25 protein-coding genes, 3 pseudogenes and 1 riboswitch are annotated in these 23,492 nt (G+C 38.7%); of the genes and pseudogenes, 4 read left to right on the top strand and 24 right to left on the bottom strand.

Features of this window, described 5'->3' with window-relative positions:
* Positions 1-9: 9 nt before the first annotated feature.
* The 17 genes and pseudogenes from LC090_RS08665 to LC090_RS08595 form a co-directional block, all read right to left on the bottom strand.
* Positions 10-591: a type 1 glutamine amidotransferase family protein gene (locus tag LC090_RS08665; protein WP_226658425.1), complete on the bottom strand. Its 582-nt coding sequence runs from the start codon at positions 589-591 to the stop codon at positions 10-12.
* A gap of 170 nt (positions 592-761) precedes the next feature.
* Positions 762-1,739 carry a glycerophosphodiester phosphodiesterase family protein gene (locus LC090_RS08660; protein ID WP_226657192.1) on the bottom strand — a complete coding sequence of 326 codons (978 nt, stop codon included), beginning with the start codon at positions 1,737-1,739 and terminating at the stop codon, positions 762-764.
* Between the two features lie 242 nt (positions 1,740-1,981).
* Positions 1,982-2,851, bottom strand: coding sequence for a 4-hydroxy-tetrahydrodipicolinate synthase (gene dapA, locus LC090_RS08655; protein ID WP_226657190.1), 870 nt, complete (start codon positions 2,849-2,851; stop codon positions 1,982-1,984).
* Between the two features lie 55 nt (positions 2,852-2,906).
* Positions 2,907-3,098: a hypothetical protein gene (locus LC090_RS08650; RefSeq protein ID WP_226657188.1), complete on the bottom strand. Its 192-nt coding sequence runs from the start codon at positions 3,096-3,098 to the stop codon at positions 2,907-2,909.
* Positions 3,075-3,235, bottom strand: a pseudogene (locus LC090_RS22135) (cyclase); the annotation flags it as partial. The gene LC090_RS08650 and the pseudogene LC090_RS22135, both read right to left, overlap by 24 nt.
* Before the next feature lie 389 nt (positions 3,236-3,624).
* On the bottom strand, positions 3,625-3,813 hold the full coding sequence (locus LC090_RS08645; protein WP_226657185.1) for a hypothetical protein: 189 nt from the start codon (positions 3,811-3,813) through the stop codon (positions 3,625-3,627).
* A 234-nt stretch (positions 3,814-4,047) separates the two neighbouring features.
* Positions 4,048-5,025 (bottom strand): ring-cleaving dioxygenase, encoded by a 978-nt coding sequence (locus LC090_RS08640; protein WP_226657183.1) that lies wholly within the window; start codon positions 5,023-5,025, stop codon positions 4,048-4,050.
* A gap of 49 nt (positions 5,026-5,074) precedes the next feature.
* Complete coding sequence (locus LC090_RS08635) at positions 5,075-6,022, bottom strand: ring-cleaving dioxygenase (protein ID WP_226657181.1); 948 nt, start codon at positions 6,020-6,022, stop codon at positions 5,075-5,077.
* Between the two features lie 76 nt (positions 6,023-6,098).
* Complete coding sequence (locus LC090_RS08630) at positions 6,099-6,536, bottom strand: MarR family winged helix-turn-helix transcriptional regulator (protein WP_226657179.1); 438 nt, start codon at positions 6,534-6,536, stop codon at positions 6,099-6,101.
* Positions 6,537-6,815: 279 nt separating this feature from the next.
* The gene (locus tag LC090_RS08625) at positions 6,816-7,013 is read right to left on the bottom strand and encodes a hypothetical protein (RefSeq protein ID WP_226657176.1); all 198 of its coding nucleotides are present in this window, start codon (positions 7,011-7,013) and stop codon (positions 6,816-6,818) included.
* A 434-nt stretch (positions 7,014-7,447) separates the two neighbouring features.
* A complete protein-coding gene (locus LC090_RS08620; RefSeq protein ID WP_226658424.1) occupies positions 7,448-7,876 on the bottom strand; it encodes a GNAT family N-acetyltransferase in 429 nt (142 codons plus the stop codon).
* 136 nt (positions 7,877-8,012) lie between these two features.
* Complete coding sequence (locus tag LC090_RS08615) at positions 8,013-8,297, bottom strand: hypothetical protein (RefSeq protein WP_226657174.1); 285 nt, start codon at positions 8,295-8,297, stop codon at positions 8,013-8,015.
* Positions 8,298-8,464: 167 nt separating this feature from the next.
* Positions 8,465-8,919 (bottom strand): annotated as a pseudogene (locus LC090_RS22130) (NUDIX hydrolase).
* A 236-nt stretch (positions 8,920-9,155) separates the two neighbouring features.
* Complete coding sequence (locus tag LC090_RS08605; RefSeq protein WP_226657170.1) at positions 9,156-9,743, bottom strand: YdcF family protein; 588 nt, start codon at positions 9,741-9,743, stop codon at positions 9,156-9,158.
* A 184-nt stretch (positions 9,744-9,927) separates the two neighbouring features.
* Positions 9,928-10,471: pseudogene (locus LC090_RS08600) on the bottom strand (N-acetyltransferase family protein).
* A 164-nt stretch (positions 10,472-10,635) separates the two neighbouring features.
* Positions 10,636-10,770 (bottom strand): hypothetical protein, encoded by a 135-nt coding sequence (locus LC090_RS21920; RefSeq protein ID WP_255648066.1) that lies wholly within the window; start codon positions 10,768-10,770, stop codon positions 10,636-10,638.
* 167 nt (positions 10,771-10,937) lie between these two features.
* The gene (locus LC090_RS08595) at positions 10,938-11,432 is read right to left on the bottom strand and encodes a GNAT family N-acetyltransferase (RefSeq protein ID WP_226657168.1); all 495 of its coding nucleotides are present in this window, start codon (positions 11,430-11,432) and stop codon (positions 10,938-10,940) included.
* Positions 11,433-11,759: 327 nt separating this feature from the next.
* On the opposite strand from LC090_RS08595, the gene LC090_RS08590 reads away from it, so the two are divergent.
* Complete coding sequence (locus LC090_RS08590; RefSeq protein WP_226657166.1) at positions 11,760-12,296, top strand: topology modulation protein; 537 nt, start codon at positions 11,760-11,762, stop codon at positions 12,294-12,296.
* 87 nt (positions 12,297-12,383) lie between these two features.
* On the top strand, positions 12,384-12,845 hold the full coding sequence (locus LC090_RS08585) for a hypothetical protein (RefSeq protein WP_226657164.1): 462 nt from the start codon (positions 12,384-12,386) through the stop codon (positions 12,843-12,845).
* Between the two features lie 41 nt (positions 12,846-12,886).
* Here LC090_RS08585 and LC090_RS08580 read toward each other — a convergent pair whose 3' ends face one another.
* From LC090_RS08580 to LC090_RS08570, 3 genes are read right to left on the bottom strand one after another with little or no spacing between them, the layout of a single operon-like run.
* A complete protein-coding gene (locus tag LC090_RS08580; RefSeq protein ID WP_226657162.1) occupies positions 12,887-13,318 on the bottom strand; it encodes a GNAT family N-acetyltransferase in 432 nt (143 codons plus the stop codon).
* On the bottom strand, positions 13,315-14,547 hold the full coding sequence (locus LC090_RS08575) for an MFS transporter (RefSeq protein WP_226658423.1): 1,233 nt from the start codon (positions 14,545-14,547) through the stop codon (positions 13,315-13,317). The genes LC090_RS08580 and LC090_RS08575 overlap by 4 nt, the downstream gene beginning before the upstream one ends.
* Before the next feature lie 21 nt (positions 14,548-14,568).
* On the bottom strand, positions 14,569-16,194 hold the full coding sequence (locus LC090_RS08570; RefSeq protein ID WP_226657160.1) for an SLC13 family permease: 1,626 nt from the start codon (positions 16,192-16,194) through the stop codon (positions 14,569-14,571).
* Positions 16,195-16,486: 292 nt separating this feature from the next.
* Here LC090_RS08570 and LC090_RS08565 point away from each other — a divergent pair, with 292 nt between their 5' ends.
* Positions 16,487-17,164 carry a hypothetical protein gene (locus LC090_RS08565; RefSeq protein WP_226657158.1) on the top strand — a complete coding sequence of 226 codons (678 nt, stop codon included), beginning with the start codon at positions 16,487-16,489 and terminating at the stop codon, positions 17,162-17,164.
* A 63-nt stretch (positions 17,165-17,227) separates the two neighbouring features.
* Here LC090_RS08565 and LC090_RS08560 read toward each other — a convergent pair whose 3' ends face one another.
* From LC090_RS08560 to LC090_RS08545, 4 genes are all read right to left on the bottom strand, one after another.
* Entirely contained in the window at positions 17,228-18,580 is a 1,353-nt protein-coding gene (locus tag LC090_RS08560; RefSeq protein WP_425590641.1) for a Na+/H+ antiporter NhaC family protein, read from the bottom strand.
* Positions 18,581-18,601: 21 nt separating this feature from the next.
* A riboswitch (SAM riboswitch) is annotated at positions 18,602-18,705 on the bottom strand.
* A 177-nt stretch (positions 18,706-18,882) separates the two neighbouring features.
* Positions 18,883-19,722: an alpha/beta fold hydrolase gene (locus LC090_RS08555; RefSeq protein WP_226657154.1), complete on the bottom strand. Its 840-nt coding sequence runs from the start codon at positions 19,720-19,722 to the stop codon at positions 18,883-18,885.
* Positions 19,723-19,871: 149 nt separating this feature from the next.
* Positions 19,872-20,201 carry a YolD-like family protein gene (locus tag LC090_RS08550; protein WP_226657152.1) on the bottom strand — a complete coding sequence of 110 codons (330 nt, stop codon included), beginning with the start codon at positions 20,199-20,201 and terminating at the stop codon, positions 19,872-19,874.
* A 14-nt stretch (positions 20,202-20,215) separates the two neighbouring features.
* Positions 20,216-21,493 carry a DNA polymerase thumb domain-containing protein gene (locus LC090_RS08545; RefSeq protein ID WP_226658422.1) on the bottom strand — a complete coding sequence of 426 codons (1,278 nt, stop codon included), beginning with the start codon at positions 21,491-21,493 and terminating at the stop codon, positions 20,216-20,218.
* A 287-nt stretch (positions 21,494-21,780) separates the two neighbouring features.
* Here LC090_RS08545 and LC090_RS08540 point away from each other — a divergent pair, with 287 nt between their 5' ends.
* Complete coding sequence (locus tag LC090_RS08540; RefSeq protein ID WP_425590640.1) at positions 21,781-23,433, top strand: M4 family metallopeptidase; 1,653 nt, start codon at positions 21,781-21,783, stop codon at positions 23,431-23,433.
* The last annotated feature ends 59 nt before the right edge of the window (positions 23,434-23,492 follow it).

Genomic DNA, 23,492 nt, shown 5'->3' with positions numbered 1-23,492 from the left:
TACTTGCCATCATCTTTTAATAAAACCATTCTTAAATAAGCCATACCATTCTCTTAGTTCTTCACTTTTCAGGACATCCAGTTTACTTAATATATCTCTTGAAAATTCTAGTGCTCCACTTCCATTAGCTGTAATTATACAGCCATCACTGATAGATTGTTCGTTTATGTAATTTTCGTCACCTCGATAATGAGGTGCTCCTTCTTTTAAATAAGCCAATGAATTCCCTGTATGTTTATGATGATCAAGATATCCGTATTCTCCTAAAAAAGTAGTTGCATCACAAATGGCTGCTACTGGAATATCCTTTCCAATACAATAATCTACAAGCTTCTTTGCCTGATGGTTTTTCTCTTCTCTCCACCCCGTTCCACCAGGTATAATCAGCATCGCTAATTCTAAATTAAGAGAGAAGTCTTGTAAGCTATAATCTGGTAGGATCTTTAATCCACCCATTGAGATTTTAGGATCCTTATCAATCGCAATTGTCTGTACTTCATAGCCCGTTCCTGGTTTATTTAATTCAGCAGTCACATAACTTGCTTCCCAATCGGCAAAGCCATCCGTAATAAAAACCAAAACTTTTTTCATATGTATATCCCCTTTAGTATTCATTGTGATTTTCTCCTACTATCCACTACCAATTATTTCAAACTAGTGTGGATTACTCAATCTTTTTAATATAGAAAAAAGCTTATCCGATTAAAGATAAGCTCCGAGTTTGTTGAAGATTCGAAATCAAGATACCTTGATAAACCTATTTACTCTTCTAAAATAGGGGCTATCATATCAATTCGATTAGTCCATATACCCCCTGTGTAGTTTACGGGAAGGCGTTCTAAGTCTTGCTTGTTATCAAAACCTTCCGACCATCCACCATCACCCGCAACGAGAATGAATCTTGTATTCACATCCTCTAATCTTGTTATTAATTTGTTTGGAAATCCCCATATATATGGAGCGATTTTTTCTGGAATGTGCACTTGTGTGTTTCCGCACTCTGCCGGTACATATCCTGTCCACCCAACTGCTATATAAGGAAGCAGGCAACTTTTCATCGTATCTTTTGACATGACACGAAGTTCAGGTAGTTTTTCTTTCAAAGAAGCAATCGGCTTGTCGTCACCATAAACTGTAAGTTCTTTTAACCTACTATCTGGAAAGCTAGTGAGATATTCAGACAATTGCTCCCCTTCAGTCGGGTCACCACTTTTGATATGTATTAAAAAGGACTGCTCTGGAAAATGCGAGAGAACTTCTTCAAGTGAAGGGATCATCCCTATTCCTTTACCACGGAATGGATACGTTTCTCCGTTATCAGCCGTATAGCCATAACCAGCATCTAATTGTTTTAGTTCCTGCATTGTGTGTTCTCTCGTTATTCCTTCGCCATCAGTTCTACACTCTAGTGTCCAATCATGAAAAACAGCAAACTCTCCGTCTTTTGTGGGTTGAATATCAAACTCAACAACATCTGCACCAGCCTTAAACGCCGCTTCCATTGAAGGAATTGTATTTTCTATAAATGGATGTTCAGGCGCGTATATTCTTTCCGCGGTACACGTTTCACCCGTAATTCCTTCCATATGAAAGGTCTGTGCCACTCCACGGTGAGCCAGCAATAAAGGCTCTCTATTGCTCTCTGTTGTGAATAACGATGTGTTATTTAGATACATAAAAGCAATTAAAATAAATAAAAATATAAAAAACCTTTTGAGATTTCGCTTTAACCTCTTCACAATTCTCCCCCAAATGCCATGTTTATCTACTAGTTCTATCATTTAGAATAGAAAAGTTATCTTTTTAATTACTCTTCTATTCCATTACCTTGCCCATTGCTTGAAAAAGGAATAGCTGGAGACTATTAATACGATCTTCAGCTTTCGCTCCGAGATTGTTGAATAGCCAAATATGGCTCAATAATATAGTCAACATTAACGAGCCATAATTTTTATATCCCGCCACATATTATTAATAAAGTTTAATAGGAAGAAATCAATGTATCTAATTTCTTATTCAATTCTTTGGTCGTCCCTGTAACGGGTAATCTGGTTTCGGGAGATTGAATCAAACCTTTTTTATAAAGAATATACTTTAAAGGTGCTGGATTTGTCTCCTGAAACAGCAAAGACGTTATCGGATATACACTTTTCCATACTTTTAATGCTTGATTATGATGGTTTTCATGAATCATGTTAAAAATATCCAAGAAGTCACTTGTGCTTAAATGAGAAGAAGCTAAAATTCCACCTGCACCACCTAAAGTTAAGTGGTGGAAATAAGAAGCATCTTCACCTGTTAGATTAGAAAAGCCTTCTATGGGATTCATAAGTAATTCTAAGGATTGCTTCAAGTTTCCGCCAGAATCTTTAATTCCTATAATATTTTGACATTCTGCTAATTTATAAACGGTTTCATTATCAATGTTCCGTCCTGTCCGATAAGGAACGTTATAAATTATTATTTTTAAATCAGTTGCTTCGGAAATTTGTAAAAAATGATTGTAAATTCCCTCTTGGCTCGGCAGGTTGTAATATGGTGAAACAGACAATATGCCATCTACTTTATATTTTTCTACTACTTTTAATTGTTTGATTACCTTTTTTGTGTAATTTCCTCCGTGACCGACGAAAACGGGAATACGTCCGTTTACTACTTCAAGTGTTTTATCAAGCACCATTTCAAATTCAGCTTCCTCAATCGCAGGACTTTCACCTGTTGTAGCTAATGGAATTAATCCTGATATCCCCTGATTTACATAGTGTTCAACTAATTTTGAATATGATTCAATATCAACTCTTCCATTGTGAAAAGGGGTTATTATCGGTAGCCAAACTCCTTCAATTTTCAATAAAAAACCTCCCTTATATTAGAATAAGTGTATAGTTTTAATATTGAATTTATATTCAATAAAGAATCTGAGTATCCTCTAAACGTAAAAAAGTGGATTGTTCATCATGTGAAATGCATTCTTTCTTGTAAAATGCAGGAGTTTGTGAAAAAGTTGGTTCTTGTTCAACAATGCCTGTTAATAAGTAAGAAAAATAGTCGCCTATTGGCAGCTGCACCGTAAGGAGTATCTTAACTTCTCCAACCATTAGCAACCTCATATCCTTTACGATATACTTCCCTAACTCTTCATCGGTAATGTCATCCCCATTAATATCAAGTCGAAAGTCCTGTCCCTGTAACCCCCACCGCCATTAGTAAACTCAAGTTCAAAGTCAAATATCACTCATTTTTCCACTTTACTCCACCTCATATTAGTTTCAAGTCGATATTATATATATTCTTGTTGAATGGAACAATAACCTTATTGAACTATCCTTCCCTTTACTTGAACAAAAGGGTCTGCTTTTTCAGTAAACGCTCCGAGATTGTGGAAGACTCGATATTAAGATATTCATCTTAATAATGAGTTAAATCTCCCCATCAATATTGTATTGTAGTATTTACCATCTGATAATAACTTATCTGTCAGTACATTTGTAACTATCCCCCTATGAGAGACAACGTACTCGGCTTTTCATTTAACCAGATCCACGCAATTATAATAGTATTTGCCGGCTCTAAACACATCATGCTCGTTACAGAACTAGCATTACCCAAATGGAAAGAGGTCAATTATTGTCTTAAGAAATCGATTTCGACTTCATTTTTTTGTGGTTCACGTTTGAACAGAAAGTTCCCATTACGGACTGAGGCAAGTACATCTGCACGCTCACGAATGGCTTCATAAGAATCTTTTGCATCTAACACGATAAAGTTAGCTGGTTTTCCTACTTCAATGCCATATTCATCGTGAACTCTCATAAAGAACTTATCCCCCTTCAACTAGGTTGAGGGGGGATTTTTTTTATACGATTTGTGGGTTCTTTTCAGAATTTCAAACTGCAATAGCCTTCACTTCATCTTTAGGAAAATCAAATGTCCCTATTTTTCATTTGACTAATGGGAAAATCTCCTTCGTTGCGGACATACGACACTATTACTCTGAATATTTAGATTTTCGAAAGGTCTCCTTTTAGATAACCTTCACCATATCCTTTATTCCTTAATGAAGGTCTTCGTACTTCGCACCGTATCAATTGGGCGAACCGATTTTTCTATTTCTGCACGTTTAGGCTCTAAGAATGGGGGCAAAGATAATTTTTCTCCAAGTGTTTCATAAGATTCGTCTCCCATAAAACCTGGACCATCTGTTGCAAGTTCGAATAAAATACCATTTGCAACACGGGAATATAAGGATTCAAAAAAGAAACGATCTACATAACCTGATGTAGGAAGACCAAAGCTGTTCATTCGTTCAATCCATTCATGTAATACAGCTGTATCTTCTACTCGGAAGGCTGCATGGTGGACCGTACCATATCCCTGTTGTCCCTGTGGCAAATCAGTACAATGCTCCACGATCACTTGTGCACCGTTACCACCTTCACCCACTTCAAATAAGTGAATGGTCTTGTCTTTTGCAATTTCACGGAACAGCATAACTTTTTCTAATACTTCTTTAAAATAATCGAACTGCGCAATTCGAACATGTATGGGACCAAGACCTGTAATCGCGAATTCAAGTGGCACAGGACCTTTTTGCCAGGGTATTCCTGAAGCTACTCCTTCATTGTATTCATCTGAAATAAGCATGTATTGCTGGTCGTCAAAGTCGACGAAGGATAATATCTTTTTATCGAATAGTTCTGTAATACCTTCATGCTTGACATCATATTTATCAAAACGTTTCATCCAATATTCTAATGCTGCATCAGTTGGTACACGGAATGACGTTTTATAAATTTCATTTGTACCGTGTGTACCTTTCGGGATACCTGGGAAGTCAAAGAACGTCATGTCAGTGCCTGCACTACCTTTATCATCGGCAAAAAATAAATGATAGGTTTGAATATCATCTTGATTAACTGTTTTTTTAACTAAACGCATTCCTAATACATAAGTAAAAAATTCATAGTTCTTTTCTGCGCTACTTGTGATAGCTGTTACGTGGTGCATACCTTTAAGATGATTCATATTATTTTCCTCCTAGACATTCAATTTTTTAGTAATACTGTTCGTTGGTTCATTCATGCTCCTCAATGGGGTTCAGCTTTTCTTCAATTTCTTTACGACGTTCTTCTAAGAATGGTGGTAAATCAAGATTTTCTCCTAAATGTTCTATCTCTCCGTCAACCGTAAAACCTGGACCATCTGTTGCAATTTCAAATAAAATTCCGTTTGATTCACGGAAATATAAGCTCTTAAAGTAAAAGCGATCCACTATGCCAGATGATTGGAAGCCACGCGCTCGTACTTGCTCTTCCCAAAAGATAAGCTCCTCTTCGTTTTTTACACGAATGGCCAAATGATGAATACTTCCACGACCTGGCCTTTCTGTTGGACCGTCTACTTGCCTTACAATGATTTCACCAAAAACCTCTCCTTTGATAGACTGAAAAATAGCTTCATGATCCGTACGACTTATCTCTGTATAGCCGAACATTTCTGTCAGTGTTTCCCTAAGTTCATCAAGTCTTCGTACCTTCATTTCCACGGAACCCATTCCTTGAATTTGGTGTTCCACCGGAATCTCGGATTTATCCCATGCTTGCCAATGCCCTACTTTTGCTCCGTTAGAAACAAGCAATACCATCTGTAAACCTTCCGTATCTTCAAATTCCAAAGCTGGATGAGTTGCATAAGTCGTGATTTCTCCATGTAGTACACTATGTTCCTCAAAACGTGCTTTCCAGAATAATAGACTTTCCTCTGTAGGGACCAATAATCCGATTCTCGTTATCGCATTTGTACCGCGATAAGTATTACCTACTAATGGGATTTCAAAAAATGATAATTCTGTACCTGGGCTACCCGTTTTATCTCCATAAAATAAGTGGTACATTGATGGATCATCTTGGTTTACTGTCATTTTGACACGACGCAAACCAAGTACATGCCGATAAAAGTGATTATTTTGACTTGCATTTTTTGTAATCATCGAGATGTGATGATGTCCTGAGATGGTATGCATGAATCATTCCTCCTTTTCAGTTTACTAATCAAGTGATGGTTTAAAAATAACATTACAGGGATTAGTAGTACGACTCTTAATTATCCATTCTATTTTCAGTATGCTTTTGTAACTTCGTCATGAGCTTATATAGTGTCTTCTGCTCTTCCTCTGTCAAACACTCCTTGACAATGGACGTTTGGAAAGTAAGTTGGTGTTCAAAAACTTCATGCATTTTATCTTCTCCCTTTGAAGTAAGGGCAATCCATTTAGTTTTCCAGTCCTGCTTTCGATGTATATAGCCCTCTTGCTCAAGTCGAGTGAGCATACGTGAAATTCCACCTTCTGAAACGGTTACTTTAACAGCCAGCTGACTTTGCATGATCGGCTGATAGAATGAAACCTGATTTAATACATCAAACTGTGCAACCGTTATACCATACTGTTTTAAGAAATCATTCGAAAGTAAATTACTTTGATGTGTAAAACGAGCAATACGCAACCAAATCAGTGAACCAAGTGTATTTTTTCTCAAGAAAATCATGTCCCTTCCTATCATCACTTTACACATCAAATGAGATAAAGGCAACCAAAACATCTCGAATTCAAAGTATTTTTTTATCACTAAATTTCATGCTGAACTACTCTCCTTTCCTCCCTCTTCAAAATTAGTTACCTCTTTTACGATAGACAATCATTTCAGTTTGTGATGACATCTACCTTCTAAAAATTGACGATAAAATATACATCACACAAAAAAGACAGGGAGAAACCATCCCTGCCTAGCGCGAACTTCTAGACCTATTAAGCTAAGTCAAGTCATATGAATGAATATTTGTAAGTTGTTAATTTCCTTTTGTATTCCTGGAATCCCTCTTAATTCTGGTACATTTTTTAATGATGATTTCTTATTGGTATAGACAGAAAGAGCCATCATCTCACATACGTATAGAAACTTGGCGAGCGATTCAAGGGTTGGGAGACTCGTTGTTTTTGTTCTACTTTCAAGCATATATCCTAGCCTCTCTATAGAAAATACATCGGACATGTCCGCTACACTTGATAACGGCACTCAATAGGATCTTGCAAAATCAAATCCGTAAGCGATGCTTGCAGCAATGATTGTAATAAATCCAATCCGAGCCGCGGTAATAAGGACGATCGAGTTTTTATCAACTGCTCCTCCGAACACGGCGCTTTTGATTGTCTATGAATTGCGCTATAACCTATAAACGATTTATAGCGTTGGTTAACAAATCATAATTGGCTCAACACATTATGATTTGTCAGTATGAAAGCATTTATAAACTTTTGAAATACCAATTATTTCAAATTCGTGCAAATAACTCAATCTTTTCTTCACACTAAAAGGAGCCTATCTTATTACAGATAAGCTCCGAAGATACTTAAACAAGCAGTTTTCTCATGTATAGGTTTAAACTTTTTCTAAATACGCTTTACAAACCTATACCCTGTTATATCGTAACCAACAGATTTGTATAGCATATGTGCCTTTTCTCTCTCTTCACTAATGCCACTCAGAAGATATATGAATTTTGAACCTATACTCAAAGACCATTCTTCTACATGCTTAATCAATAATTTAGCGATACCTTGACCACGATACTCTTCCTTTGTAACTAAAGAAGTTATCTGAACCTTAACATCGTTATTTGTATATGTAGTGTGGAGTGTAATTCCAATCATTCCAATTAATATCTCATTCTTTACTGCAACGAAAGTGTAGTAATTTGAAATTGATTCTATCCGTTTCATCCTTATTTCCATTTCGTCAACAGAAGTTGGATAGCCTAATTCTGATATCAAACCCGAGAATTGTGATAGATCAGCAGAATCATATTTCCTTATCTCCAGAAGTATCACTCCATATTTTTCCTATCATTGTATCATCTTTAACAGCATATGAAACTTATAATTGATAAGAAAAAGCGATTACACTATACTGCAATCGCTCCGAGATTGTGGAAGATTAGTTCTAAGTAGATTGAAACTATACAAGGGAGTCTTCATCCAAAAAAAGTCTGTCTTTAACAAAATTGACCTGCTCTATCATATGACCAATATTTCCTTCTCCAGCATATAAGGACATATTAAAAAAGTTATTATCTAAATTAGACCAATAAAGAATATTTTCATCACCTGAAACGGCTACATCCCTTTTTAATCTACCAACATATACTTCAACGTAACAATCTTGAAGATAGTATTTAAAATCCATTAAATGATGAAGAGTTATGTCGATTTTAGAAATATTGGGTTCTTCAACCTTTCGCACATTAGTAACTTGTCCATAGCTTTGTTATAAATCATCAAAACATTATAACCCTGCACGTTATCACATCCTTATTAAATAAACGCTCAGAGATTGGTGAAGACTTGATTTTGAGCTATTTTTTGTAAATGATAGCTAATACACCTGATAATTCTATAAGAGATTATCTTCTATTTGTTGGTTAAAAGGTGCTCATTAAATACACTAATTGAATAAATATTTTCTTCTAATAAGTTATTAATTATCTGCTTTATTACATGCAATTCTCGTAAATTCTCTTTTTCAAATGTAATAAGGTCATTAACTTGTATCCATTTGCTGTCAGTGATTTCATCTTCTATGAGATTTAATGTACCACCAGTAATCTCCCCAATAAAATGACTTGATCGTTCGTATTACTGATAAAATTATAAACTCCAGTCGTACCGATTAGTTTTACATCTAACCCTGTTTCCTCTTTAACTTCCCTCCGAGCTGAATAAAGAATGTCCTCACCATACTCAATATGTCCACTCGGAAAGTTCCACTTATCGACAGCACTAGGTTTATTCTCTTTTATAATTAAGACTTTATCATTGCAATAGACTGAAACACTTGCTACTAATACAATTCCATCTAGAGACATCCATTTCTCCTCAATTCTATTTGAAAAACACATTTTTCTTTATTATATACCAATAAATTCTTCTATCACTAAACTGCTCCGAAAGTTATACAAACTAAATTCAAAAACTCCTATGCATATGAAAAATGGCGAGCACCCTTTTAAGCAAACGCCCTCGTTAGTTGTAATTACCAATTCTGACTATATCTTTTCTTACTAAAACAGAGACATTTTCACACTTCATAATGGAGTATGTTTCATTGTTTTCCCTGATAAAAACGCAGATAAATGATGAACATCTGTATGTATATATAAACGTAAATGATTCCTAATCCTATGACGAATTCTTTTGGCACTTTCGACTTTTCCAAGGTATGATCAATTCCTAACCGAAACGCATATGAACTAGCTTTTCGCAAATGCCAAGGTGAGGTGACTATAACCGCTTTTTTCAGCCCTCTCTCGTGCATAATTTCTCGCGATTTCACCAAATTTTCATAAGTGCCCCTCGCTTTTGTTTCTCGTATGATTTGGTTACCATCCACGCCTAATTCCACTAAGGCTCTTGCCATGATTTCTGCCTCAACATGGTTATTTGCGACAGATGCACCCGAACAAATAATGACTTCAGCAATTCCAGTGTGATAGAGATCTGTTGCTTTATTGATTCGTTCTCGTAAAATTGGAGTCATGCTCCCATCCTTTTTTGCGGGATAACCAAGTACAATCATAGCATCTCTTTTTTCTCCATGATTATAACCCGCTTTGTTAAAATGCTTACGAATAAATATAACCCCCACCGTAAAGCACATAAAAATTAAGCATAAAACATACAAGCCTATCATTTAAAATATCTCCTCTGAAATTCTCTCTATCGACAGATAATATATTAGTATTGGGCACATATCGGGTTTAATAACAATCATTTGTTCAATTAAACTGCCCTTAGCCTACATAGAACGCTTACTTTTTATTATGCAAACGCTCCGAGATTGTGGAAGAGTCAATATCAATATGTCACCCTAATAATTAAAACAATCTTCCCATCAATAATGTATTGTAGTAATTACCATCAGATAATAGCTTGTCTTTCTGTAATACCCCTTCAATCTTGAAACCATATTTTCCATAAAGGGCTATTGCTTTCTCGTTTGTTTCCAGGACATTTAAAGTGATTTTCTTTATGTGATTTGCATCTGCCCAGTTAACAGATGTTTTCAGGAGATTTTTTTCCTATTCCATATCCCCAATAATCCTTCATGACACCAACACCAAACTCTACCTTATGAGAACTTCTTTTTAACTCATTTCCTTCGCACCTAGAGAAACCAACAAGGGTTCCATTAACTTCAGCTACCAAGAAAATATTGTTCAAACTATCTGAGTCACTTTTGATAATAGCTTTAAAGCCTTCTCCGTCTATGTATGCTTCTCCTTTTACTCTATCTAAATTTTCACTTTCACCATCTATCTGGAGTCTTAATTCAGACAAAGCTTTTGCGTCATCAATTTGTGCGGACCTTATTTTATAATTAAGATTACTAACCTCATATTCTTTTGAGTTTACGATCAACTTTTTTCCTCCTAAATTAACCTATCGTAACTCTGACCACTATCTGAGTATAGAAGGGGACTACATTTAATCAATAATTGCTCCGACATTGCAGAAGATATCGAAATAAAACTTTTTATAAGAAAAACATAGGAAGAATTTAATCTTCCTATGTTTCCATCCCACTATTTATCTGTCTGTTTTTGCTTCTTTTTTAAATACTCCGCACGTATTTTTTCAAGATGATTCTTTTTATCAAATTTGGCAGTCGTCTGTTTTTCATGAAACTTTGTCACAGCTACCTTACTTTTGTGATCCAATTGATATCTTCCCACTTTGTTCACCACTTTTCTTCTCTTACAAGAGAATCTATACAACAACATAATACCTTATTTTACTGCAGTAATCTTTATTTTGAACACTAATTTCACAAAAAAGTGTTCTTCTACTTCTTAAAGAAATGCTTCGATTTAAATTAACAATAAAATCACATCTCTAATCTGTATAAGTTTGCCTTTTTCCCCTCGTGTTTATCACCAGAACCAATTTCGAATTCTTTTACAAAACGGAATCCATTCTTTTCTAATACTCTTCCAGACCCAGGGTTTTCTTTAAGACAACAAGTTTCAAATGTCTTTAATCCTAATTCTTTTACTGCATAATTAATAGCTTCTTGAGCAGCTCTAGTTCCTACACCTTTGTTCCAGAAAGGTGGTGCTACCCAGTAGTCAATAGCTCCAATTTCGTTCTTCTCTATCCTAACTGAAATACTACCAGCAAACTTTTCATAGTAAAGAATTGCAAAGGGATGGTGGTTTCCCTGTTCTTTCTCTTTTTCAACGAATTCAAACCATTGTAATGCTCCATTAGCCGGGTAAGGAAAAGGTACATTAGTTGTATCAGCAACTTGCTTTTTAGAGACATACTCTTGTACTAAAGGTAGATCTGATTCCTCTATAAACCTTATACTCACTTTCTTCACTTCAAAATCCCCCAATATTGTTATGTCTATATGACTTTTTTTCCACAGTCATTTAAATGTTTTAAAAAGCTCTCAGCTCCCTCTCTAAATGCTTAATACCTACGGAGTAGGTCTGATTTAGTTTTAAAGCGTTATATATCTCGAAACTGAGTCTTCCATAAACCTGCCCGATTGCTTAACAGCCAAATCGGAATATTCAACCATAATTTCAACATATTATGGAATGATAATTTCTTTTTTAATTACTGCTCAGCTACTCTTTCTTCTATCTTCCTACATTCTTTGGTAAACTTCTAAAGATAGGCAGTTTGTTAAAGGAGGATGAGGATGGATCGGATTATGGTGTTGGGTGCTTCAGCAGGCGCCGGTAAATCAACTTTTGCAAAGAAACTCGGCAAAATTCTAGATTATCACGTTTACCACCTCGACGCGCTCTTTTGGAAACCGGGATGGGTGGAAGCGACCCTTAATGAGTTTCGTGCTTCCCAAGAGAGAATCACTTCAACTTCTAACTGGATTATCGAGGGGAATTATAGCAACTCCTACGATATCCGCGTAAAGCAGGCCGATACGATTATTTACATCGATGCCCCTAGACTCCTTTGTCTTTATCGCGTTCTAAAACGCTGGGTCACTCATATCGGGAAGACACGTTCTGATATGGGCAAAGGTTGCAACGAAAAAATGGAGTGGTCGTTTTTAACATTCATTTGGACAACCTACTATCCTCGTAAGGAGAAGATGAAAAAGAGATTTGAAGAGATCCACCAAACTTCTCCTGAAAAAACCATTATTGTTTTACAAAACAAAGCCGAAATCGCGAATTTTCTTCATGAACTTCAGACAAATCATACAAATTTGTGAGAACCCATGATAAGATAAAGTGCAGTACGTTTGAATCCTGATTTTCCTGTTCAAACTAGAAAGACTACTGAAGCACATGGAGGCATTATGCTAACTTTTGAAGAAAAACTAGACATTATTGAATCATCCTTTCCTGAATTAACACGTAAAGACGTATCGCTTGGACGTGTGAACTTTCATTATGAAGAAGCGGTTATCGATAAGAAAAATGTGGTTTATCATCTTCACCCGAACGGAAACGGCTATGTATTTGGCGATCTTATTGAAGGGTATCCATTAGATGAAAGAGGTATGGTCAACATTCGTGATTTCTCAAGCAATGAGCTCAGAAAAATCATCAGAGAGTCCATTCAATCTCTTTCTGTCCTTCCTGGGTCAGATATTGAAGTACAGGTATGGGTGAATGACGAAGGTCAAACGCTTGAACTAATGTACGAACCTGAACTCGAGCTATGGAATGTTTACGCTGGTGAGATTCTTGATGGCACATTCCCTTCTCGAAACGAAGCGGTTCAATACCTTGATGAAGAAGGATTTACGAGAAGATAAACCAGATTAGCCTCCCGCCGTTAAGCGAGAGGCTTTTTTATTTAGCCAAGCGACTTATAAAAACCGGTTGATTTCCCCACATAGCCGCAGGCTTCATAGAATTGATGTGCCGCTTTTCGTTCTTCTCGATTCCCGCTATTTAACACGACTGTTGAAGCTCCCTTATCACCAGCCAATCTTTCGGCTTCCTCCATCAACTTCCTTCCGATCCCTTGCTGGCGATAAGCTTTAGCTGTCACCATCGTAATAATTCTTGCGACAAGAATATTGGCCACGTATGAACGTTCATAATGCATGCCAACCATACCAATTAGTTCACCTTCCTCTTCTGCCACAAGAGTAAGATACATAGGATCATTTAGAATCGGTAGGAATCGCTTATTTACTTCATGTACTTCGGTTTCATAGCCCATATCTGAAAGTAAACGAGTGATTCCTTGCTCATCCCCTACCTTCACCTTTCTCACGTTCATGTTTCCTTCTCCTCTCCAAAACCCCTATTTCGGGATCGCTTTAAAACTCGTTTTTGTGAAAACAAGAGAATTAGTGGCAAAACGAGCACAATTAAACTTACCACTCCACTCCATCCAAACCGGTCCCACACCACTCCAACTCCTGAACTCCCTGCAGCAACACCTGCATAATAGCTAATCAAATAAAAGCTTGATGCGCCACTTTTATGATGGTCGGCTGTATGTGCGACAGAAGCTGATGCCATTGAATGTGCGATAAAAAAGCCTGCGCAGATAACGCAAAGACCAATCATGACAACCGATATATTTTGAAAAACGGTAAGAACTACTCCAACGATGAGAGTAGATAGTCCAATGAGCATTGTTCGTCTAAGGCCGATGTTAGAAGAAATTCTACCTGCAATAGGTGGAGAAATGACGCCAAGGATATACGCAAAATAGGTAAGGGAGATCCACTTCAACGACAGAGCAAAGGGGTCTTCTTCTAGGTAGAACGGCAAATATGTCCAAACCCCTGTAAAGATTACTTGGATAAGAAAACCTAGTGTAAAAAGAGACAATAAGCGTTGGTCTCTCAGGTGTACGAACATCCCCTTCAAATCCTTAATGACGCTTCTACTTCCCCCTTCAAAAAAGCGGGAGCCAGGTAGCATCCAGTAAAAACAAACTGTTGCTACTAGGCCAAAACCACCAAGAAACATAAAACTAATTTGCCAACTATAGAGATCCGTTAAATAACCGGTTGCCACTCGGCCACCAAGTCCTCCCATTGCATTGCTAGCAATATAAATACTCGTGGCCAGTCCGATCGTGTACGGCTCGACTTCATCAGCTAAATACGCCATGGCTGATGCGGGTATTCCCGCCAGGAAGAATCCCTGGATACATCGAAGAATGAGTAAAAAGAGGAACGATTTTAATAATGGCATAAGCAGGAGCAGACCGAGAACAAAAAGCAGGGATACTTTCATGACGACTGTTCGTCCATAGCGATCGGAAACAAATCCCAGAATCAAAAGACCTGGGATCATTGTGATGACTGGCAGCGACATGAGAAGACTTGATGCTGTAGGCGTTATTTGAAATTCCTTCACAAATATAGGAAGCAGCGGTTGAAAAGCATATAAAGAAGAAAAAATGAGCAGTGCTCCGCAACCAAGACTAGCCGCTATTCGCCAAAATCCTGCATCTTTGGATGTATAACGCTGCTTCTTCGTTGTTTGATCCATCACTGTATCATCACCTTAGTTCTAGCTGAATTTTGTTGGAATTTGAGTTAGATCGATCCCCCATACAATTGGCATATAAAAATAAATAGCTAGCGTAATAATAACGATAGAGGTTACGTTCAGCCAGAAACCGGCTCGCGCCATATCAGGAATTTTCAAGTAACCTGACCCAAACACAACGGCATTTGGTGGTGTCGCAACTGGAAGCATGAAGGCACAGCTTGATGCAATTCCAGCCCCAATCATTAAGGCATATGGATGGACACCGATCGCTGCTGATAAGGAAGCCATGATCGGAAACATCATTGTTGCCGTCGCCGTATTGGATGTGATCTCTGTTAAGAAAATCACGAGCGTCGTAACAAGGAGTAAAATAACGAATATATGGATTCCTTCAAGAACCGTTAGCTGCTCTCCAATCCATTTCGCAAGTCCTGATTCTTGAAACCCCGAAGCAATGGCAAGTCCCGCTCCAAAAAGTAAGAGGATTCCCCACGGTAACCCTTTCGCTGTATTCCAGTCCAACAAAAACGATCCCCTTTTCGAAGGTGAGGGTATCAGAAACAATAAAATCGCGGCCGTCATGGCAATCACTGTATCATTAATGTTCGGATTTAACTCACTAAGAACGAATGAGCGACTGATCCACGCAAGCGCCGTAAGTGAAAAAATGGTAAGAATGACTTTCTCTTCTATCGACATTCCCCCGAGGTCATCCTTCTCTTTTTTAATAACCTCTTTTCCACCTGGTAATTCTTTAATGTTCATTGGAAAGGCCATTTTGACAAGATAATACCAGCACCCAATTAAAAGTATAACGGTTAACGGTACGCCAAACATCATCCAGCGGGCAAATGAAATTTCAATTCCATAAAGCTCATTCACAACAGCTGCAAAAATGGTATTAGGCGGTGTTCCAATTAATGTCGCAAGCCCCCCAATCGAAGCACTGTAGGCGATACCAAGCATAATCGCTTTTCCGAAATTAAATCGCGGAGCTCCCTCTTCCGTATTCATTTCTAACTGCTCGGATACTTGATAAATTACCGCAAGTCCAATCGGCACCATCATCATAGCGGTGGCAGTATTTGAGATCCACATCGATAAAAAGCCCGTTGCCACCATAAATCCAAGAACAATTTTCTCCGTACTCGTTCCGATTGCTGATATAATAAAAAGAGCAATGCGTTTATGTAAATTCCACTTTTGCATTGAAAGCGCAATCAAAAACCCACCCATAAATAGAAAAATGGTATTATCGCCGTAGGCTGATGCTGTTAAATCACCTTCCAGCGCCCCTGTTAGCGGAAATAAAATGAGTGGTAAAAGAGACGTTGCAGGAATGGGGATGGCTTCTGTAATCCACCATGTTGCAATCCATGCTGTACTTGCTAATACAGCTAAACCAGCTTCCGAAAGGCCATTCGGGTGAAAAAACAGCATAAGCGCAAGAAAGAGTGCTGGTCCTAAAACTAATCCGATTACCTTTCTCTTGTCGTAAACCGGATCAGGACCGGATAGTGTAGGATTTTTTTGTGAACTTTGAGAAGGGATTCCCGGCGTGTGTGAAGAAGCGAATGTTAAGAGATCCTTTGCACGATGATGTTCTTTCCAAAAATAGTTCCAAAAAAGACGGGCTTGTTCCATAGTGATACCTCCTATCGTTCGTGTCACTATAGTGTAGGATTCACCAGGTAGACCTGTCAATATTTTCACAATTTTGGTTCTATTTTACTCTTTTCAAAAAAGGACTTTTGGTTCATCTTTGGTATTTTCATTCACATCCTCCTCCAAAACCCCCTTATATTTCCAATAAGGGCGAATGTTATAAGTTGATGGTGTGATTTTTAATCATTCATACGATACATTCCAGGAATCACCGTATGAGTTTCATTTCGATTAACAACAAGTTGCTCAAAATCGATCCAGGGGGTATATGATGAGAAAGATACAGCAGACGACCATTAATTCGGTTGTAAAATATGGACAAACGAAGCTTCCGAAATCAACAAATACAGAATGTCCTGAATGTGGAAATGACGCATCATTTCAGTTAAAATTTGATTATCAAATTAACCAGGCCGTGTTTTCAACGCTTTCTCGCTGTTCCATTTGTAAAGAAGCGGTCCTTTTCATTTTAATCAAAACCTCACACGGCGATCGCGGGGAAGAAGTCGAGCTTTTTGTTCACCAAACTTCCTTCACACGTGAACCGCTCGGTAGACTAACAAGTTCTGCCCGACTGCCTGACGATCTTGAACGTGTTTACCGCTCTGCCGTGAACGTACATAATATGAAAGACTGGACCGCGACAGCTGTCATGGCTAACCGCGTCCTTGAAAGTATTACCGGCAGTTTTCTATCTGAGAATGAATTAGGACAACCTCTCTCCAAGCAGCTTGAAACGCTGGCCAAACAAATTGACTTAGAAGAACCGATTGTCAAGCTTGGGCAGCTTCTAGGTAAAGGAAGTAATTTGAACAACCTTCTTTGTCTTGAAAAAGCGACTAGCGAAGAAACCGCGAATCTCATTATCGACCTCTTAGATTCATTAATTGAATATCTCTATATTCTTCCTCAACGAATTGTTCATCTTCAAAAACAAATCGAAGGATAATGAAAAGACAGGTAGCTCATGAGCTACCTGTCTAGCTATTTCATTCTCGTTTAAAAGTTGCTTCTAACGATTGGCTTTCTCTTCTTTTTGAAAAGAAGGGTAATTAATGAAGATCGCAATCACCCCAGCAACGGCAATAAGAATAGGATAAATGGAATAAGGCAAGAGGGCGAGCGGCGAAATCGAGGCAAGTCCAGCAACGGCTAGCACCTGAGCACCATATGGGAGCATACCTTGAATACTACCTGAGAAAATGTCTAGAATACTAGCTGATTTCCTCGGATCCACACCGTACTTTTCAGAAATGTTCTTCGCAAGAGGTCCTCCCATAATGATCGAAATCGTATTATTCGCTGTCGATAAATCGAGTACACTAGCTAAACCAGCGATCCCAAATTCTGCTCCTCTACGTGAGCTGACCCTACTTAATATTTTATCTAGCACGTATTGAATGCCGCCGTTATGCTTAATAACTTCGATCATACCACCGATTATGAGAGCAATCATCGCAAGATCTTCCATTCCTTTAATTCCTTCTGTAACGGTGGAAATCAGTCCACTCATGCCGAACGAGCCATTAAACAGGCCGACTATTCCAGCAAATAGCGTTCCGCTTACAAGGACAACAAGCACATTAACACCAGCAATAGCGGCGATTAAAACGCCTAAATAGGGAAGAATTGTGATAAAATCAAAAGCCCGATCCCCACCAACTGATGCCTGCTCTCCCAACGTTAACACACCATAAATAATGGCCGTAATAATAGCGGCTGGCAATACAATAAAGAAGTTTACTTTAAACTTATCTTTCATTTGCGTATTCTGTGTGCGGACAGCTGCAATCGTTGTATCTGAAATCATGGATAGGTTGTCCCCGAACATCGCTCCACCAATAACGGCAGATAAGGCAAGCGCTGGGGCAACTCCTGTTTGTTCTGCAATCCCAATTCCAATCGGCGCAAGGGCTACAATCGTCCCCATCGACGTTCCCATTGAAATGGAAATAAAACACCCGATTAAAAATAAGCCAACAATTAATAAATTCGCTGGAAGAATGGATATTCCTAAATTCACAATCGAATCAACCGCGCCAATCTTTTCAGCGGTCCCAGCAAAAGCGCCTGCCAATAAAAAGACTAGAATCATTAAAATAATATTTGTGTTTCCTGCTCCTCGACAGAACACTTCTACTTTCTTCATAAAATCTTCTTTTCGATTCATCGAAAGGGCTACCCCTGCTGCAATTAATGAAGCAAGAATAACCGGCATACTATAAAAATCCTTTGTCACTACGGCTGTGCCAATAAAGAGCACAATAAAAATGCCAAGGGGTAGTAACGCCAGGCCATTACCTTTGATTTCTTTTTCCATTCTCTCTATCTCCTTTTTCTTTACTACTGCATGAAAAAAGCCCACTTCAAGAGAAGAGGGCTTTTGCTCTTATCTCTCAAGATCTCTCTTGCTGGAAGCAGCACCTTTCTGATCGACAGAGGTTGCTGAAGCTTCTTCGGGCCAGATCCCTCCACTTCTCTTAATAAGAAATATACAGTTATGAATGAGCATGAGCTCAGAATTGATTAGAATTTCACGAACGAGCTTTACTTTATCATGCCCGATTCAACTGCGTCAACTCTTTCCACCTTCATGAAAATAAACTCCTTTTATAAAAAGGAGCTTATTCGGAAAATCCTCTCTACTTTTACAGCCGTCCGGCTTAACTAACGAGTTAAAAATTGCTCAATGTCTTTCATAATTGATGCTGGTCGCTCCTCAGGTAGAAGGTGTCCGGTTTTTTTATAAACGATCAACTCGGCATTTGGTAGATCGTTGCTTAAACGCTTCCCTATGTTCAATGGCACAACCCTGTCATTTTCACCCCATATTAAGAGGCTCGGAGTATGAATTTGGTTTAACTCAGCTTCAGAAAGGTCGCCTTCTCGATCACGAATCATACGGACCAACGATCTAAATATCCCTTCATGAAAGAAGGGTTGAATATAACCATCCATCATTTCTTCATCAATAAGAGCAGGGTCATAAACACAATTAAGCAAATTTCCTCTTACTCCTTTTCGATAAAGCCAGCGTTTTAAGTAGACAGAGAAAAAAGGTAAGTAAGACGTATAAACGAGACTCTGCTTGGCTTTCTCAAGATAACCTGAGCTACATAGCAAAATATTTTTACTTACAAAATCTTTTTTTAGCGTGGATGCTCTCATCGCTACCTGCCCGCCCATTGAATGACCGATCATGACCGTATGTTCAATCGAAAGTCTTTCCAATAGTTCAACAACCACTTCCGCATAATTTTGGTAAGAATGCACAAAGTGATAAGACTTCTCACTTTTCCCAAATGGTGGAAGATCGATTGCAACGACATTGTATGCCTTTGTGAGTAAGGGGATTAATTTTCTAAAGCTAAAGCTTGACGATAAAAACCCATGAAGCAGGGTGATAACTGGCCGATCAACCGCCTCATCATTTCTATAATACTCATAATGAATGTCAATTCCCTTAATTTTCTCCGTATGTTGTTTCATGCTTTGAGCTAATAACATCTGTCATCTCACTCCGGATTTTGATTTTACTTACCCTGGTGTCGCCGCTTCCTGAATGAAGCCGCACTAAAAGTTTAACGTTATACGTATTTTACCCCAATCAGGGAATGAAAAACTTTTTTACAATCCAGGGTGTACATCCATTTTTTTCATTCTATTTCAACATGGAGAAGGTCCATCAATTTAACGTTTCTCTTTTGTTCCTGATGATCAATCACTCGTAGCTCTTTCGTCATTGGGTCAACATAATGTACGTAGCCAGAGAGGACGTGCTTTTCACCATTTTTAAAATAGTGGAAGCACAAGGACCAATGGAATTCCATTGCTTCGCATATCACTTCGTTCATTTCTTCTATCTTTTGCTCATCCAGTACAGGCATCTGATTTCTTTTCTCTTCTTCTTTCCAATCACGTAGCTCTTTCACATGCTCAGGTAACATCATTGATGTCCACTTTATATTTCCACGGTCACGAATCATGAATCATCCCCCCTTTAGGCTTTATGCCCACCGACAAGTTTACTTCTGTGTAATGCTGTACCAGCTTTGGTGTAAGAAACAGCGCGTAGCAGAGCATCCGAGCCGTATTTCTCTCTAATGGAATCCATCACATATCCAAGGTCTCGCTGCTTCGGTCGAGCAGTGTTAAATAAATCCAACTGCACTTCCTCATCATTGCAAATATTCGAAAGAGTGATGGAAATTTTTCGAACCGTTTTTCTTTCATAAAATTCCTCAAATAGCTGAAGACATACGCGGTAGACTTCAAGCGTAATCGCTGTTGGTCCATCAACACTCCTTGAGCGATGAAAGCCTCCGCCACCTTCTTCTTTACTATAACTAATCCCTAGACTAATCGTACGTCCTGCTTTCCCGGCTCTTCTAGCACGTCTCGCCACTTCTTCACTCATTTCAAGAATCACGTGTTGAATTTCCTTTTGATCATGATAATCCCTTAACAAGATCTGACTTTTCCCAAAACTAATCTGTCCTTGCATAATGGGCGCGCCCATTTCAGAAAGGTCGACTCCCCACGCATGATGATAGAGTTGATTCCCCATGACACCAAATTTCTCTTCTAATAAGTGAAGCGGATAGTGAGCCAGCTGCTTGACATTTCGTATCCCCATTCGGTTTAACGTACGTTCAACACGCGCTCCAATTCCCCACATTTGACTAAGTGGGGAAAGCGGCCACAGTTTTCTCGGAATATCTTCATACGTCCACTCTGCTACCCCTTTTTCCTTCGCTTCAAGATCCAGACAAAGCTTTGCCATCAAAAGATTCGGTCCAATTCCAATTGCGCTTGGTAAGCCAAATGTCTCGCTTATTTCATTTTTGATTTTATGAGCCACTTCAAATTTATCTCCCCATAGTCGTTCTGTCCCATCAACCTGCAAAAACGATTCGTCAACACTGTACGTATGGATACATTCTGATGGTACATAACGATGAAAAAGCCTCGTTATTTCCATTGACTGTCTCAAATAAGAGGACATCTTTGCGTTAACGATATGAATTCTCTTGTCATTTGGGATTTCAAACAACCTGCTCCCTGTACGAATCCCAAATTCTTTTTTTAGGGCTGGAGAAGCCGCTAGCACAACACTTCCCTGTCGTTCCACGTCACCAACAACTGCAAGATAACACGTAAGCGGATCAAGCCCCATCTCTACCGCTGAGCAGCTAGCATAGAAGCTTTTCATATCAATACACAGAATTGTTTTCTTTGGAAATTGCGAATAATCCACTTGTATCCCCCTCCTTTTCATCACTAAGAACATTTGTTCTCTTTATCTATACCCGTATTTTACTCGAATATACGTTCCCTTTACAATAAGTACTTTCTTCCAATCAAAAAGGTTACGACTTTAAAGTTGGATCTTGCGATAGAAAAGTTCGAGTCTAATGACCTATACGGTCATGATGTTACAGGTAAATAGACCTACTAATACATACGAAAGAATAGGTCATAAATATCAATAATTGTTAAAATAGTTTGAATATTAAAACTTTCGTGATAAAGTAAGCACATCTTAATCACGAGGGGGAAACAGGAATGGGAAAGAAGAAGAACTTGCTTTCAATAGGCTTATCAGTGGGGCTCGTTAGTACGATGTTCGCTCCATCCTCTACCTTTGCAGCAGCCGATACGAATATGAATAAAACAACGGGGACACCTTCATTTGTTTCAGGAAAGTTAACAAAAGGGAGCTCTCAAAATCCCAATGAAGTATTATTTAATTACTTGAACGATCAGAAGAGCCTCTACAAATTTAGTGGAGCGTCGGCTCAGGATGCTTTTAAAATACTTTCAGAGGAAAAAGACGACCTCGGCTTCACGGTCTTTCGTTTACAGCAGCTTCATGAAGGAACACCGGTTTATGGGTCCACTCAAACCGCACACATTGATGAAAGCGGCGTCTTAACTGCTGTATCCGGTACAGTGATTCCGGACCTTGGATCGAAGAAAGAGCTTAAAAAAACAACAAAATTCAAGAAACAGGATGCTATTAAAAAAGCAGAAGAGGATCTAGGCTTCTCTCCAACTTATGAACAGAAACCTGAATCAAACCTTGTCGTTTATGCAGAGGGAGAATCTGCGACATACGCTTATCACGTCACATTAAACTTCCTTTCACCTGAACCAGGGAACTGGCAGTACATAATTGACGCAACAAGTGGTAAAGTACTAACAAGCTTTAACGCCCTTCATGAAGCTAAAAAAGAAGGCGTTGGTAAGCCGGGCGGTGGTGCGATCACCGGAACAATTCAAACGGCCAGCGGAACAGGCGTCCTCGGTGACCAAAAAACGTTCAATACGCTTCTTTCCTCCTCGACCTATTATTTGAAAGATACAACGAGAGGCGGCGGGATTCTTACTTATGACGCAGCTAATCGGACAAGACTACCAGGTTCATTATGGGCGGATGCGGATAACGCCTTTAATGCAAGCTACGATGCGGCAGCAGTCGACGCTCACTATTATGCAGGAGCAACGTACGATTATTATAAAGATGTTTTCAATCGAGATAGTTATGACGGAAACGGCGCAGCACTAGAATCAACTGTCCATTACGGTCGTAACTACAATAATGCGTTTTGGAACGGTAGCCAAATGGTCTATGGTGATGGAGATGGCTCCACATTCGTCTCTCTTTCTGGCGGCGAGGATGTTGTAGCACATGAATTAACACACGCGGTTACAGATACGACAGCGGATCTCATTTATCAAAATGAATCGGGTGCACTAAACGAATCAATGTCTGACGTGTTCGGAACACTTGTGGAATTTCATGATAATAACAATCCAGACTGGTTAATTGGTGAAGACATCTATACACCAGGAACTTCTGGGGACGCTCTTCGTTCAATGTCTGACCCATCGCAATTTGGCGATCCTGATCATTACTCTGTACGCTATACAGGTACACAGGATAACGGTGGTGTTCATATTAATAGCGGGATTATGAATAAAGCGGCTTATCTTTTAAGTGAAGGCGGTACATTCTACGGAGTCAGCGTATCTGGAATTGGAAAAGACAAGCTTGGGGCTATTTACTATCGTACATTAACACAATACCTAACCGCATCTTCGAACTTTAGTCAGATGAGAGCAGCAGCCGTTCAAGCAGCAACTGATCTTTATGGAAGCGGAAGCTCAGAAGTGCAGTCTGTCAAACAGGCATTTAACGCTGTTGGTGTTCAATAACAACTTCTGTAAGACAGGTAGCTACTGGCTACCTGTCTTTTCAATTTCGGAAGGTTTTA

The organism is Guptibacillus hwajinpoensis (assembly GCF_020524165.1).
Classification (GTDB): Bacteria; Bacillota; Bacilli; order Bacillales; family Guptibacillaceae; genus Guptibacillus; species Guptibacillus hwajinpoensis_D.
This window is presented reverse-complemented; position numbering and strand designations above follow the sequence as displayed.

Excerpts from the sequence above, each read along its gene's own strand:
- LC090_RS08580 (WP_226657162.1), bottom strand. The coding sequence starts at position 13,318 with ATGAACGTGAGAAAGGTGAAGGTAGGGGATGAGCAAGGAATCACTCGT.
- LC090_RS08625 (WP_226657176.1), bottom strand. The coding sequence starts at position 7,013 with ATGCTTGAAAGTAGAACAAAAACAACGAGTCTCCCAACCCTTGAATCG.
- LC090_RS08540 (WP_425590640.1), top strand. The coding sequence starts at position 21,781 with ATGGGAAAGAAGAAGAACTTGCTTTCAATAGGCTTATCAGTGGGGCTC.
- LC090_RS08545 (WP_226658422.1), bottom strand. The coding sequence starts at position 21,493 with ATGAAAAGGAGGGGGATACAAGTGGATTATTCGCAATTTCCAAAGAAA.
- LC090_RS08555 (WP_226657154.1), bottom strand. The coding sequence starts at position 19,722 with ATGTTATTAGCTCAAAGCATGAAACAACATACGGAGAAAATTAAGGGA.
- LC090_RS08550 (WP_226657152.1), bottom strand. The coding sequence starts at position 20,201 with ATGATTCGTGACCGTGGAAATATAAAGTGGACATCAATGATGTTACCT.
- LC090_RS08645 (WP_226657185.1), bottom strand. The coding sequence starts at position 3,813 with ATGAGAGTTCACGATGAATATGGCATTGAAGTAGGAAAACCAGCTAAC.
- LC090_RS08635 (WP_226657181.1), bottom strand. The coding sequence starts at position 6,022 with ATGCATACCATCTCAGGACATCATCACATCTCGATGATTACAAAAAAT.
- LC090_RS08590 (WP_226657166.1), top strand. The coding sequence starts at position 11,760 with ATGGATCGGATTATGGTGTTGGGTGCTTCAGCAGGCGCCGGTAAATCA.
- LC090_RS08605 (WP_226657170.1), bottom strand. The coding sequence starts at position 9,743 with ATGATAGGCTTGTATGTTTTATGCTTAATTTTTATGTGCTTTACGGTG.
- LC090_RS08570 (WP_226657160.1), bottom strand. The coding sequence starts at position 16,194 with ATGGAACAAGCCCGTCTTTTTTGGAACTATTTTTGGAAAGAACATCAT.
- LC090_RS08585 (WP_226657164.1), top strand. The coding sequence starts at position 12,384 with ATGCTAACTTTTGAAGAAAAACTAGACATTATTGAATCATCCTTTCCT.
- LC090_RS08650 (WP_226657188.1), bottom strand. The coding sequence starts at position 3,098 with ATGGTTGGAGAAGTTAAGATACTCCTTACGGTGCAGCTGCCAATAGGC.
- LC090_RS08665 (WP_226658425.1), bottom strand. The coding sequence starts at position 591 with ATGAAAAAAGTTTTGGTTTTTATTACGGATGGCTTTGCCGATTGGGAA.
- LC090_RS08565 (WP_226657158.1), top strand. The coding sequence starts at position 16,487 with ATGAGAAAGATACAGCAGACGACCATTAATTCGGTTGTAAAATATGGA.
- LC090_RS08640 (WP_226657183.1), bottom strand. The coding sequence starts at position 5,025 with ATGAATCATCTTAAAGGTATGCACCACGTAACAGCTATCACAAGTAGC.
- LC090_RS08575 (WP_226658423.1), bottom strand. The coding sequence starts at position 14,547 with ATGGATCAAACAACGAAGAAGCAGCGTTATACATCCAAAGATGCAGGA.